This window comes from Ochrobactrum sp. BTU1, assembly GCA_018798825.1.
Classification (GTDB): domain Bacteria; phylum Pseudomonadota; class Alphaproteobacteria; order Rhizobiales; family Rhizobiaceae; genus Brucella.
In genome coordinates this window covers 888,121-902,424 of sequence record CP076356.1, presented here as the reverse complement: position 1 = coordinate 902,424, position 14,304 = coordinate 888,121, and the positions used below count along the sequence as shown (strand labels likewise).

Sequence of the window (14,304 nt, the reverse complement as noted above, 5' to 3'; positions counted from 1 at the left end):
AAAATGAATTTTAAATTTCTTTCTGTCTTTTTTTTACTTTTTCTGACTGCCAGCCCGGCGCTTGCCAAGCCGGCAATCCATATGAAACCGGACGGGCGCATCAAATATTATGCTTATAACGAAGATGCTGTTTACCGGTTGGATGTGCCCTTGAAATCGGTCACCGCTTTGCAGTTTTCTTCAATGGAGGAAGTTCAGTCAATCATTATTGGTGATAGCGCGTCGTGGGAGATCGTGAAATTGAAATCAGGGAGTGTGGTGAGCGTGAAACCTATCGGGCAGAACGCCGACACAAACATGACGATTTACACTGATCGTCATGTTTATTCCTTCGAGCTCCATTCAAGGCCAGAAGAGAAAAATAGTGTTTCCGGCGTTTTTCGCTCCGTCTTCACTTATCCAGGCGATGCAAAGCCTAAGTCTGTAGAGCACGAGCTAAAGATAACCAATAGGCGCTATCTGGTGTCCGGAGACGCTCCTTTCAAACCCGTGGAAGTGCATGACAATGGTCTTCAGACAACATTCGTTCTTCAGAAAGGCGCACCACGTCCGGCAGTTTTCAAGGTTGGTCCGAAGAAAACCGAAGAACTTATTAACTCACGTACCCGAGGTGACGCCATTGTTGTCGATGGGAAAAGCGAATTCTGGGTTCTGCGTATTGGTGATCAATTCGTCTGTATCGGACGCGACCGCGCAGTGACCAGTTCCGGCAATCTCGTCTTGGCGGGGAGATAATTTCATGGAAAAGAAGCAGATCATCTCGGACCTGAATAAAGAGCGGCTCCAGAACGTGGATGCCGAAGCTAATTCGGACCCGGATTCTGAGATTCGCGAAGAACTCGTGAACTCACGTCGCGCCCGGCAACATTCTGGCAGGTCCGGTGGAGCTAAAAACTCCCGTATCGTTACTGCTGCGGTCCTGCTCGGAACAAGCGTTGTTTTGATTGCAATTTTTATTGGACCACAGAAGCTCTTCAACTCAATGTTTGGAAAAGGGATTGAAACGCAACGAACTTCAAATGTGGATCTGAAGGTGGGTCAACGTCGTGATGACCAAGTCAGCCTCGACTTTTCCGTTCCCGCCAAAGCAATGCCAGAAGTTAAACAAGTCGATCCCAACGCTGAGTTGAACGAACGCTTCAAGGCACTGCAAGCCGAGATGGAGGCCATTCAGCGAAATAGACAACCATCCCTGTCGAATTCTGACATCCAGCGAATGATGAGCAAGTATAATGATGAACTCACCCGCAAGTTCGACGAGCAACGAGCCCAACTCCAAGAAGAAAACAGGCAATTACGGGAGGAGGCTTCCAAGTCTGCTGAAGCCCGAAAACGAGCGGAAGAAGCTGCAAAAGCAGCGGCTTTAGAGCAGAGAGAACGAGAAGCACTTGAAAAGACCAAGCGAGAATCAAATGCCGTGGTCGTTGATCAGGGCGGAGCGCCTGGTGCTGCATTTGCCAGCAGTGGTGGGGGAGAGAGTAACCGCGACGAGATGAGCAGAGACTCGCAGTTTCTCCAGACTGCAGCTACAACGTCTTATACGACAGCTGCTTCGCGACACCTTCCAGATACGTCCCGTACAGTTGTTCAAGGAACGATAATCTCTGCCGTCCTGGAAACAGCTATCGACACGCAGTTGCCTGGAAGCTTGCGTGCACAGATTACTGAACCGGTATTTTCTTTCGATGGGTCTCGAATATTGATGCCGCAAGGGACGATCGTGGTGGGCCAATTTAACAATGAGGTAAATCTGGAGCAAAGGCGCGTCCAAATTGCTTGGAACCGGGCGATCACGCCTGACGGAAAGTCGATCGATCTAGGATCCATAGGGACTGACAAGCTTGGACGATCGGGAACACTTGGAAATGTTGATAACCGCTATGCTAGAAAATTCAGCGCGGCGGTCCTGATCAGCAGCATATCTGCTATTCCAGCTGCTATTTCAACACAGGTGGAGCGGCGGAAAGAGCCAAGTGAGAATTCAACGATAATAAATGTCGGTTCTGGTAACAGTCGTGGAGGTGGGGACGATATCGGCAGTACGATTAGCAAATCGCTGGGAGACCAAGCAAAGGGAGCCCTTGAACAATACATGAACCTTCCTCCAATCATTCGAGTGCCTCAAGGGGAAGAGGTTCGAATCTTCGTCAATCGCGATTTGGTGTTCCGATGAGTGATGCCCAGTCCCTACGTGAGATTTCTTATGTTGAGCAGTATTTGAGCCCACTTCGAGAATATCTTGTCAATGACGCAGTAAACGAACTTGTCATCAATCCAAACGGGTCCATCTTCATCGAGGTTTCGGGTGGTGATCGGATGACCGAGATAGACGTCACTTTGCCTCCCCAAGCCATCAAACGTCTCGGTGCACAATTGGCCGGGGAAACGCGAAATACCCTTGGTGCGCTCAGCCCCATTGTTTCGGGGCGAGTCATGGTGTGGGGGGACCCCCAACGCGTACAAATCGTCGTTGAGCCAGCAGTGGAGCATGGAGTCTCGCTTTCGATCCGTAAATATATGACCAAAGCGCTAGCTAGCACCGAGATCGGGTTCGTTGATGGGAAACAAATTCGTGTCGATGACGAAAGACGCCAGCGGCAAGAAGCAATAGCCGAGATGGCTCGGTTAGGTGATCTTCAGGGGCTTTTTCGTAATGCCATTGAGCAGCATTTTAATATTCTGATCTCGGGAGGAACCTCCTCTGGCAAAACTACTGTCGCAAGATCACTTATTGAAATGATGCTGCCACATGAGCGGCTCATAACAATCGAAGATGCACAAGAGCTCTTCCCGCCACACCGAAATCAGGTCGGACTGGTTACAGAGCGCAAGGAGAAGTCCGCGCGTTCGCCATCAAAGCTTCTGGAGAGCTGTCTACGTATGCGCCCGGATCGTATCATTCTTGGTGAGATACGCGGTGTTGAAGCCTACGATTTTTTAGAGGCCATCAATACCGGCCATCCTGGTGCGGTTACAACTATTCATGCTGACAGCCCCGCTTTGGCATTCGATCGTCTTGCCTTGATGGTCATGCGTTCGGGAATAAAAATGTCTCATGGTGAGGTGATTGCCTACGCAAAGCGTACGATTGACTTGGTCATTCAGGTTGGTAGGCGAGACGGTAAGCGAGGCGTACTCGAGGTTTACCTTCCGTCTACGGATGAAGACAAAAACACCTAGAAATTTTAATATATTACAAATGAAACTCATCTTTCGAAAATAATAGTTGTTAATAAAAACAATATGACGATGATATATATCGTGAAATTGAATCAAAGCTAAAGAGAAAATCTATGGCAAAATTGGATATAATTGACCGAGACGATAAGTATTCTTTATCGTCAAGGAGAAAAGAAGATATTACCTCCAGAAATGATAACTCGTATACCAAGAATATGAGTAAAGAGGAAAGTTATCGTATTCAAGTGTTGCGAGCCCGTTTGGCGTACGAGGCGCTGGTGAATGCAAAATTGAAAGGCGAAGGATAGTCAAATGTCTGAAGAAGAAAATAAAGAAATGTTGGATGCCGATGATTTGTCAGAAGACGAAGCGATGGCACGCGCCCTTCAGAAGGTGATGAGACTAGAAAGACGCGCTCAAGTTTCTGGGGATCTCAAACTCAAAGATACGAAGCGAATGCTGTTTGGCTACCCGCAAAACAATCCCAAACAGTATCTGAGGTTGAATGACTATGAGAAGGCGGCGAATTTAAAAGTAACGTTAGACGAAATAAAGAAACACGCAATCATCGTAAAGGTGGATGACCGGCCAGGAGGACGTTATGTGCCAGCATTCGATACGCAACGGTATGCGGTAGTCAAGGATAGGAACGGTAATATAGTTCCCGAACCTAAGTGGAACGCCTCGAAGGACGAAAAGGACCGCCATCAAAAGAAGAAATTCAAGTCGGATGCAGATTTGCGGCGCGAAATAGGTTTGCCTCAGGAAAAAGAAATGAAGCTCGAAAAAAAGCTAAATCCCGAGGAAAAGGGTTTCAGAGGTAAGGATGGGAAGTGGTACCCGAAGTACAAGCTTAGCGATCATCAAATGTTTTATGAGGACAAAGGAAGGAATCTCCGGCGCGAATACAGCTATAAAAATGAGCATAAAATAGCATCCGGGGAATGGGGTGCTGAAGTCTGGGCGCAGCGCAAAGATGGTTCAACGCAAGCCTATAGCTTTAAAGCAAACGATGATATCGACTCCCACAAGAAAGTCCTTAAGCACTTTGAGAAGCCAAATACCCAAATTGAAGAGGTATATTACAAGTCATATCAAGGAAATTCCTTCATGTCCAAAACAGAAATGGATATGAAGCATATCTCACCGCAAGCGTTTATCAATGAATATACTAACAAACATCCTGGGCCGGAGGTGGCACTTAAGATTTCAAATGAGATGTTTGATGCTAAAGCAATTAATAGTGCTCCTCAGGGTGCCGTGCTACAAGATTTTCTTCATGGACGGAAGCAGTTTGATGGAATTGAGGTGATGGTTAAGGGACGGGATGGTCAGATGCAGCATGCGCAGTATGTTGAAGCTGACGACCCCAAGCACTTCAAAAAAACTATGGAGAAACACGAGATAGATCCTAATACTTTTGCGCAAATGAACGGTAGGCCAAACGTCGACGTTCGTACCAAAACGCTCGAAAACGGGAAGGAAGTGCCTCTTGGTAGCAGTGCAGTGAAAGTCAGAGCTGAAAAAACCAATTCAGTTGACGATAGCAAAGCTGCAATTTGGTATTTCGATAAAGACCAGCAAACCTGGCGAGGTGTATCTACTACCGACACTGAAAGATTGAAAGAGCTCAGAAGCTTGCTCAAGGATGGTAGCGTCACGAAAGCTGACCTCCTGGTTGGGCGACAGGAGAAGAAGGGAAATCTAGATAAGGATGGTCGAGAAAATGGCCCCTTAAATGGGCATCTCAAGGCATTTAATGCTATCTCCGACGAAAAACTGCCCGCACAAGCCAAGCAGGTAATGGACATGATGCACGGGCGCAAAAGAATACCGGAAGAGGTGCAACAGACACACTCAAACGAAAACGAGGAAGGAACAATTGAACGCAAAGATGTGCGCTCGAACGCCGAAAGAGCCTATGCAAGTCCTGAAGCGTCGCCCGATAGAGAAACATTCGAACCTACATATGAACATCGAGATCGTAGTGCAGGGGTAGCACGCTAATATTTTGCTAATTAATTAAATCTTTTCGGTAGGAGAACTATTTTGAAGTATATTTATTTTGTTCCACTGTTCCTTTTGGCGAGCACATCGATTTCCAGTGCGGCGGATATTCCACAACCCCTCGAGCCTGTTCTGCCACCTTCAGTTTTTTCGGACGCGCCGCTATATTGGAAGGGGCCATACATTGGAGTTCTCGCAGGGTATGGCATCGCAAAAGGAGAGTTCGAGTTTTGCTGTTACAATTACACAGATAACTTTCCAGGTGGTCGCATTGGTGTTTTTGCCGGGTACAATTGGCAGTTTAATAATGGTGTCGTTGCGGGCATCGAAGCCGATATGGCACGCGAGTTCAACGGAATGACCGCGACAGCTTCCGAAGTTGGGACCGAATGGTCTAAGTCCATTCGCGTACGTGTCGGTAAAGAGCAAGGCAACGCTCTGGTATTCGTTGCCGCCGGTTGGACGCAGACCGACATCTATGAACGCGACTTTAATCAGGATAGGAAAGCAAGCGGATGGACAGTCGGCGCGGGTGTCGACTGGGCGGTCTCGCAACATATGTTTATTCGTACCGAATATCGCTACAACAATTTCGATCCTGTAGAACTGGCAGGTATCGAAACGGATCTTAGTCAGAGTGTGGTCAATATTGGCTTAGGTTTCCGGTTTTAAAGATTGATTGACAGCTTGGAACACCCAAGGTCGCCACAAATAAATGAATATGGGAGAATTTAAGAGAACTATTTCTTTTTCTCCGGATGACTAACTGGAAGATGCCACTCTCTGTTTCATAGAAATTTTAGGAGTTAGTGCACGCGGGCTGCTCGGCAATTATAACGAAGCCAGTTCTATAGAACTTGCTTCGTTTCTATATCTGGATAAACGAAATCGAGCGGCTCGCGCAGGAGCAACTCTTGGGTCGCCCTCCTTAATGCTTTGTGTCTAGCCTGCCTTCGACTCCCTAGAGATGCGGTACGAATTCCAGCGCTTGTGTCGCCCGTTCGCCGTCCTCCTTGCCTGAGAAAAGCGGTGTATGGGCGAGACAATCAACCAGGCCAACGGGCGTGGTTAATGCGCGCCAACCGTCCGTGGCACATGACCATCCGCATTCATCTCCGAAAGGCCGGTGGTTCTATCTGGGCCCGGTTTGCATGTCTGTTTTTGCAACATCTGTTCCGCCATTTCGAGGCCAAAGATAAGTGATATTATCAGCGTGTTTGAAATGCGGGTTCTGATAGTAGATTGAAACGAAATCAACGTATTTTTGAACGACAGCGGCGGCAGGTGTGAAGACGGCATTTGCTGCCGGTAGAGAATTCTCAGGAAACGCCGCAGCCACAGTTCGCGACGAGAGCACAGTTCCGGCAGGGGTATCGAGCCCCATTCCCAAGTCCCTCTGCCTTTCCGTTGATATGACTTTGATCGCTGATGATCTCCTCAATGGAGTGCGTCTGCCTACTACAGGATGGGCATGTTTTTAGATCGTCGCCGATATCATAGTTACCGTGATCGTCTGGTTTTGGCAGTCTCGCTTCGAATTTTCAAAGCGGGGCGACACTCGATAGTTCATCATAGGTGTCACGTAGGATATGCCGGTAGCGGACGATTTGGCACGCAGTTACTCCACTATAAGCACCTTTGAGTTCGTCACTCGTAAATTTTGACCGGGTAAACACGCTCGCCGTGTTGACGGCACGCCTCATATCGCTCGCACCAGCTTTGAAGTGCTAAAAGTATAGGTTCGAGCGTCCGTCCAAGCGGTGTTATCCCGTACTCTGGTCCGTAGTGCCCGTCACATTCAGCTAGCCGCTCTACAAGACCAGCCCGTTCCACCTCTTCGAGCTGGCGATATAGAACTGATCGATCCGCGTTAGGTATGTCGGTATGAAGTTGATCCATTTTCATCGGGCCAACCAAAAGGTTCGACAGAATAACATACGTCCATTCACCCGATAGAACGTTCATTGACGATGAGAAGACTTCTAATACGGGCTCGTTACTTGATAACATATCGAAACATGCCATTGAAAAACTCCAAAAAATTCTTTGTGAGAATAATAGAAGTTTATGATTTTTCTACCGTTGTTTTGGTTACAGCCCGCTGATTGAGGTTTCATATGAAACTTGAATACTTGCATCGACGTCTTGTCGATAGAGCAACAGTGCGGTTGTCAAATATAACGGGAGAATTCTTGGATTACTACTGTTTATATTGTAGAATTTGTGACGCCATTGTGCTGCGTACACCCGCGTGAACACTGCTTCTATGCCATCTACTGTGCCAGATGAGAGACGTCTGATAAGATGGTAAATCCGGTCCCCTCTTGGGTACGAACGTTTCGAGCCCAAAACGCGAGGCGAGAAACATCGCGGACGGCACAGGGAGGACGAGAATAGCGTCGGTGTCGAGAATCAGACGTGCTGCAGTGTGTATGTCTTGGACGGTGAAAGTTTCGCGTCCTTTAGGACGTAGAGCTTCGAGACCATCGTAAACCTCGCCGAAGCCGCTGTTGTATGTCGAACCAATTCGCAGCGACAGAAAGCGCCCCAATTCTTGGTAGGGGATATCACCTTTCGTCGCGACATGCCCTTTTTTGGCGAGGCACAATGAAGGAATTGGCGGCAATGCGCGGCAGAAAAAGCCGGGCGGCGTGTCATCTGCGGTGCCAACCGCTAAATCTACTCCACCTTCTTCCATCTGATTTAGAACATTGGTGAGCTTCATTGTTGGCAAAAAGAGCGTACTCGGCGAAATTTGTCGAAAATAATTCGTAAGTTTGGGAGCTAGAAAGAACGCAATATGGTCGGGCAATGCAACGGTGAAGCGCTCAGGCTCAAGAACGCGTCTGCTAAAAACCCTTTCAACGCTTCCAATTGCCAACTCGACCTTAGAAGACAGATTCTCTGCGAGGGGCGTTAGCTCAAACGAACGGTTGGAGCGGACGAGCAACTCGTCCGCGAACAACTCACGGAGGCGAGTTAACGCTCTACTGGCAGCTGGCTGACTAATATTTAACTCATTGCCTGCATGTGTAATATTCCGACAGCGTAACAGTGATTCCAAAACGACGAGCAGATTTAGGTCGACTCCACTCAAATTCCAATCTTCTAAACCTTCATCCGCACCGGATATAAATTTCACGACCATGTATTATTGGCTCCGGCCGCTACGCAAAACGATCCATGTGATATTGGATTACTGACTACACTATTGTGAGGCCAGTTCCAGGGATTAACTTAGCAAGTTAAAGCGCATGATCAAATTTTTAAATACGTAATTCGTAATTTTCAACCATCTCTATAACATTTTAACTAGCAGCTGATCCGCCCTCAACGCTTGAAGCACTATTTGCTGGATATTCGAGATCATTCGGAGCCGAAGACTCGCATTCGAAACGGTTGCCCAGGCAATGGAGATTTTATGTGGCGTTATTTCTACAGGGGGAACAAATGCTACAAAATTCTGTGTCCGGCTCAACCATCCCGCGATTGAACGCGGCACGGTCAGTTTCAGCTCTCGTTCAGAAACGAGAAGCGCAGCAGCTAGGATGTCCGGCATTTCCAGGATGTTAGATTTGCGCACACCATTCCGTTGTAGTGATTCATGAACCTGGGGAAACATGTGATTGCCGTTCTCCACGACAACAACATGCCGAGCCCCCAAAAATTCTTCATTCGTTGCTGGACGCTGCGTGATCTCCGAAGAGACTAATGTAACGAAGCTTTCTTTGAAGAAGAACTCAGACTCTATTCCCTCGACCATGTCGTCATGGAATATTCCCAAGGTCAAATCAGCGGTACGCATCCGTAGCTGTGCATAAGCTTCGTTTTCCGATTTATGACTGCCAAGGGTTACCGTCTCATTATCTTTTGCGGTGGAATTGAACAAATAAGGCAGCACGATCGGCATAAGTTCACTGCTGACGCTCACCCGCATCTCGGCCTCACCCGTACGAGAAGTGATGACATCGCGAATGTGCCTCATTGCTGCGGGAACGGTTTGCTGGAGATATTCCCCGCGCGCTGTTAATTTCATACCCGTCGAGCTGCGAACGAGAATATCGTCACCTAAAACGTCTCTTAGCCGTGCCAAAGCGCGACTGACAGCTGGTTGGGTTTGGCCCAGACGATGAGCGGCATGCGTCACGTTTCGACATACAAGAAGCGCCTCGAGTGCTACCAAAAGATTCAGATCAATACCGGAAAGTTCCGATGCGCCACCGCGATTATTATCGTTTCGCAGCAAATCATTGTTCTTAACAGATGAATTGTTCTCCTCAGTGCTGCAATCAAAGCTCATACACTAGCTCTCCTCTTCTTTGACTGGATTTTTATTATTAATATTTTCCTTAACGAGGCGAGTATATTTCCCATTCGCTTGAATAAACAATTGTAACCAAACGAAAAAATCGTTAATTGTTGATTATTCAGGCGCAATTACAACTTCGCCTGTTGCTCTACCAATGCAAGTCAATATAAGTCCTTCAGACACATCTTCCGGCGACAGAACATGACCTTCTGCCATCTCAACCTTCCCTGATATTTTCCTCATTTTGCAAGCGCCACAGACGCCTGAACGACACGAGTGCTCCAGTTGGACACCGCAAGACTCAGCTGCCTCAAGAATAGATTGGTCATGCTCGACTATGAAACTCTCGCCGCCCTTGATTTTGACGCGTGATTGTCCACCCGTCGATAGGACTACTTGCTTTTGCGCAGAGGCAGGCGGGGTGGCGACCGCACTGCCGCCGGCCGAACTTGACGTCGATGCTTTCAACCCAAGACCTGACGCTGGGGTTTGAACCTTCGGAATACTCGGTAACGCATCACAGACTGAAGGCTTCGCGGAACCAGCAGCGCTCACAGGATTGACGGCCGCGGGCAGAGCAGGGCCTGCTCCACCAAAGCTCTCATGGTGAAAGTGCTCCATTGGGAACTTGAGCGATGCGAAAAGGTTCTTGGCAGCCTGCATATATCCTGGCGGGCCACAGACGAATATCTCACGCTCGATGAAGTCGGGCGCATAACTTCGCATGAGTTCTTCGTTGAACGTACCTATCGGACCATGCCAAGGCTGCCCCGGATGCAAGCTGGAGGGCACGATTGCCAACCTCATTCGTGACCCAAACCGCGTGCTAAGGTATAAGAGTTCCTGATGGAAGATGATGTCGTTAGGGGTGCGTACGTTATTAATGAAAACGACGTCGGTTTTTTTCGATGTGTCGGCTAGCCATCTCAACATCGACATACAAGGTGTTATACCACTACCAGCTGCGAGAAATAGTATCTTTTCAGAAGGATGATTGGCGCAAGTGAATTTACCCGTCGGGCCGTTAACAATGCACTCGAACCCTTCAGTCATATTTTCATAGAGCCAGTTCGACATCCACCCCATCGGTACTTTCTTCACCGTAATCGAGAGTACGTTTGGTCGCGATGGTGATGATGAAATAGTGTAGCTGCGTCTCAACGTCTGACCAGGTAAGGGCACCTCGATTGTAACGAACTGGCCAGGCTTGTAGTCAAACAAGACCTGTTGTTCGGCAACGAAATTGTATGTCTTCGTGTCGTGTGTTTCAGCAATAACATCGACGCATCGAACTTTCGTCTTGCCTGGCGTCCAAGACCTGATGTCCCCCCGCGGCTCAGCCGCCAACGAAACGGGGGTCGGTATTTCAAGTGGCGTCTGTACTGTCCCCGAACCCGCCATTTCTATAAGATCCATTGCGGGTGCCGTCCGCACGGCGTCTAGGATGCTGGCAATATCTTGTCGGGCGAGTGACTTGGCCGCAGGTTCATTGCGCATGAACCTTACACCATAGATAGTACTCTCGAAGTGTTCGAGCAATTTGCTTAAATCTGATCTTAGGTTTTTGCTGCGGTCTTCTCCCAATTGCGGGACAACTTTATAAACGAGCTGCGCGATAATATCCGGGCTGGTCAGCATCTTTCCGTCTTCGTAACTTTCCCAATAATTACGATAATTTTCCCGAAGTTCGTTTGCACCTGCTCGCAAGTCTTCATTCTCGATCCAGTTTGTATCTTTCAGCAGATTTTGAAACCGCCTTACTTCTTGGGGGGTAATGGATTTATCCGCGTCGGCGATATGTACAAACATCGAAAATATAATCTGCGCGATCAGAACAAGTGGATCATTATCTATGGAAGTAATTGTGTTCATATTATTTCCTGGATTCTTCAAATATTGATATATTACTACAGCTATCGCTTATTTATTGCAGTGCTCTTTTGAAATCGATATTTCTTCTTTTTGAGGTTTTGTTTCGCTAAGTTGATCCGCTGCTACTGCCAGAACAATTGCAGATCGACTGTCCACTTCCACGGACAGCGGAGCGCACTCCGAAAATGCGAAGCAATCACCACCACCGAAAATCCTCCCACTTTGTTGGGGCGCAGTGTCAGTCGAGTCCGATACTCGAATGGTGCCGTCGTAAATGAGCAGAGTGTCTAAGGTCGAACCATCTTTGACTAGTCGCTCGTTCTTTATATGACGCATAGCAAATGTTCGCAAAGCCAAGTCTGCTAACACAGCGACCGGATAGTGTGAAAATTCTTCTTTCAAAGCAATCAGGCCCAAACGGACAACAGGATTATTATTTATAACTTCGACTGCTTTCGGATTACACTCCCAGTCAACTTGGATCCTAGATGACATTTTGGAAGTCGAGCCAAAACAAACGACACTCTTCTTCTGAATAGGTATCGCCTCATCTTGAATCCTTTTTGAACCAAGAAAAAGAGGCTCCTCGTCTAATCTAACGAGAACAAAGCCCAGTTCCTCCGCACGCAAGGCGACATGATACTGGGCCACGCCGGTATTGGTCAGAACAATATCATTGCCTGGTGCGCTACCTATAGTGAAATAGTTTTTTACAGTCTCAGACTTGAAAGCGGGAGCGGCACCGTCTTTCGCGGCGATAGTAACTGACGCTGAGTACAATATGTCAGCGTCGATCACCTGGCCAATTGCAACATTCTCAGCAGTCAAGCGCAACATGGGGTGGAGTGATGAACTGCTACTCGATAGGATATCGCGTGCAGCAGATTTCGATATATCGACGTCAATATATTGGAACAGGGTCAATCCAATTGCTTTTGCTATGTCATCTTCCAGACCGAGGATTGTCGCAACGACAGAGTCAAGGTTCAAACTTTCCAGTATAGCGCGCCGGCGATTGTATCTCTGCGTCGGAAGCGTTTTCGATCCGCTGCTGTCAAATTCATAACGCCCATCAAGTAAGCCTAGAATTTCCGGCGAGAGTACGTCCTTCCAAGTCACTTCTACGTCCGTGGTCGGACTCATATTCAGGTATTTCGAGATATTGGTACTCGTTAGAGAAGCCAGGTCGGCGGCTTTTTCTGCAGCATCAGATCGCGCTTGGATTGAGATTAGCTGGTTTAGAACGGACAAGCACGACTCGTCCTTCAGCTCGTCAAGAGTACGCAGGAATATGCTCAACAAACTGTTGCCTATGCGGTCTGTAATTTCACCACCTTCAAGGCAGTATTGCAACGCTGTAAACCGCACAAGTTCATCGAGGCCCTGTTCGACGGTATAATCGTTTGGGTCGTAGCCGGAGATTTCAGCTAGTGCGGCAGCGTGGTCGGTATCGCTGATCTGTAAGCTACGACGAAGAATTTCGATCGAAGATAGTATACTCTCGTCTTGCAGAACCTCAGCCACATTGGCTCCCGCGGCGAGCTTTGCGGAAATGATGGTCTCCAAAAAGCTCTTGTACTGCGCAATACCCATTGCCTTTTCTTCTGCGGAAAGACTTGCGGAGCCGGTCTCCCGGCTTTGCAAGAAACCCATTTGTTCAAGCAAATCATTGTGCTCTTCTTCGGAGATGCCCATTTCATTGCGCAGGTCCTCCAACAGCTGAACCACGGTGTTGTTTGACGTAGTGCCTTTCGTGACTTCTTCGTTCAAAACCTTTTGATAGGCCGCGATCTTTTGTTGTCGCGTAAAACTGGGTAAAATTTTTGCGAGAAGATTGACTTCAGTCCGATTAATGCGGCTGAGCTTCTTCATATCGAAAATTTCGCCTAAATCGGTGGCGTGCTTCTTCAGCTCTCTCAATAGGCTCACCACCAAGCCCTCTTTTTGATACCGACTTGGAGACTTGTGCAGCGTGAGCCACAGCCAGGTAGTCGTTAGACTCCAAATGACAATGTCCACGAATGTGATGCTGGTATGAGGTAGCAGAAGGATATTTGGACGCCCACCGAAGATATAAAACGCATTGATGGAAAGCCAAGCTGATACTGTTAGACAGTGGTGCACCAAGACTTCACTCGGCAAAGCGCTGCTACGTCTGGCGCGGCGATAAAGGAATTCGAAAGTACGTCCTATCGTCAACGAGGCAGCACACGCTGCGCTCAGGACAAGTGGCACAGCAAGAACCTTGGGAATAAAGATCTTCTCTCCGAATATGTATAAACCCGGAGACAATAGTGTCTCCAAGAGATCCGCCTCATGAGTCCAAATTCCTGAAAAATAATAATCCCAGCTACCTGAATACAGATAGTAATAACCGTAAAAGCCAATAATTAAGCCGAAGAACATATAGTATACATTTCTTCTCGGCGTATCCATTACCCCGTTCCAATACGATCTTTGAAGATCAATATCTCCACAATTGGCCGTACAGGCGACGCAAGCACTTATTTCGTTGTTCTGAGTAGACTTGCGACACATGGATTGTGGAATAGAAGGCTTGCTCAGGTGAGGTCTGCTTTCTAGAATACCGCCTGGCTCTGTATAGATTTTTTGAACTACGTTCGCTGGACAGAAGAAATTGCACCACGTTTTGCCACCCCAAAGGAAGCCAGTCAACATTGCGGCAGCGATCACGAAGAGCAATGCCGCTGCCAAGGCATATCTGTCGGAGTTGATGATCAACAGACGAGCGCAGATGCCTGTAAAGAGAAAGCCGAATTGAACATACCAGCTGTTTCGTGCCAGCCATCCGTTGCGGTCTATCAGCGGCTGGGTTTTTCGGATCAGCCCGGTACGGCGGCCTAATTCGCTGCGGAATCGTCGAATGCCTGCGTATCCAGGAAGTTGCGAGGCTAGCGACAATGGACAAACTCGCC

General features: G+C 48.0%; 11 protein-coding genes. 6 read left to right on the top strand and 5 right to left on the bottom strand.

Translation table 11 applies throughout. The features are described from left to right. Positions 1-3 precede the first annotated feature (3 nt). The 6 genes from KMS41_23225 (at position 4) to KMS41_23200 (ending at position 5,859) form a co-directional block, all read left to right on the top strand. Positions 4-735: a TrbG/VirB9 family P-type conjugative transfer protein gene (locus KMS41_23225; GenBank protein QWK80629.1), complete on the top strand. Its 732-nt coding sequence runs from the start codon at positions 4-6 to the stop codon at positions 733-735. Between the two features lie 4 nt (positions 736-739). Then, the gene (locus KMS41_23220; protein QWK80628.1) at positions 740-2,173 is read left to right on the top strand and encodes a TrbI/VirB10 family protein; all 1,434 of its coding nucleotides are present in this window, start codon (positions 740-742) and stop codon (positions 2,171-2,173) included. Further along, the gene (gene virB11 / locus KMS41_23215; protein ID QWK80627.1) at positions 2,170-3,180 is read left to right on the top strand and encodes a P-type DNA transfer ATPase VirB11; all 1,011 of its coding nucleotides are present in this window, start codon (positions 2,170-2,172) and stop codon (positions 3,178-3,180) included. The genes KMS41_23220 and virB11 overlap by 4 nt, the downstream gene beginning before the upstream one ends. Positions 3,181-3,293: 113 nt before the next feature. Continuing rightward, positions 3,294-3,488 carry a hypothetical protein gene (locus KMS41_23210; protein QWK80626.1) on the top strand — a complete coding sequence of 65 codons (195 nt, stop codon included), beginning with the start codon at positions 3,294-3,296 and terminating at the stop codon, positions 3,486-3,488. 4 nt (positions 3,489-3,492) lie between these two features. Beyond that, on the top strand, positions 3,493-5,187 hold the full coding sequence (locus tag KMS41_23205; protein ID QWK80625.1) for a hypothetical protein: 1,695 nt from the start codon (positions 3,493-3,495) through the stop codon (positions 5,185-5,187). Between the two features lie 42 nt (positions 5,188-5,229). Next, entirely contained in the window at positions 5,230-5,859 is a 630-nt protein-coding gene (locus KMS41_23200; protein QWK80624.1) for an outer membrane beta-barrel protein, read from the top strand. 975 nt (positions 5,860-6,834) lie between these two features. On the opposite strand, the gene KMS41_23195 is transcribed toward KMS41_23200, so the two are convergent. From KMS41_23195 to KMS41_23175, 5 genes are all read right to left on the bottom strand, one after another. Then, on the bottom strand, positions 6,835-7,212 hold the full coding sequence (locus KMS41_23195) for a helix-turn-helix transcriptional regulator (protein QWK80623.1): 378 nt from the start codon (positions 7,210-7,212) through the stop codon (positions 6,835-6,837). A 175-nt stretch (positions 7,213-7,387) separates the two neighbouring features. Then, entirely contained in the window at positions 7,388-8,335 is a 948-nt protein-coding gene (locus KMS41_23190) for a LysR family transcriptional regulator (protein ID QWK80622.1), read from the bottom strand. A 150-nt stretch (positions 8,336-8,485) separates the two neighbouring features. Further along, a complete protein-coding gene (locus KMS41_23185; protein QWK80621.1) occupies positions 8,486-9,487 on the bottom strand; it encodes a LysR family transcriptional regulator in 1,002 nt (333 codons plus the stop codon). Between the two features lie 123 nt (positions 9,488-9,610). After that, positions 9,611-11,368 carry a hybrid-cluster NAD(P)-dependent oxidoreductase gene (locus tag KMS41_23180; protein ID QWK80620.1) on the bottom strand — a complete coding sequence of 586 codons (1,758 nt, stop codon included), beginning with the start codon at positions 11,366-11,368 and terminating at the stop codon, positions 9,611-9,613. A gap of 48 nt (positions 11,369-11,416) precedes the next feature. Next, the gene (locus KMS41_23175; protein QWK80619.1) at positions 11,417-14,290 is read right to left on the bottom strand and encodes a 4Fe-4S binding protein; all 2,874 of its coding nucleotides are present in this window, start codon (positions 14,288-14,290) and stop codon (positions 11,417-11,419) included. Positions 14,291-14,304: the final 14 nt, after the last annotated feature.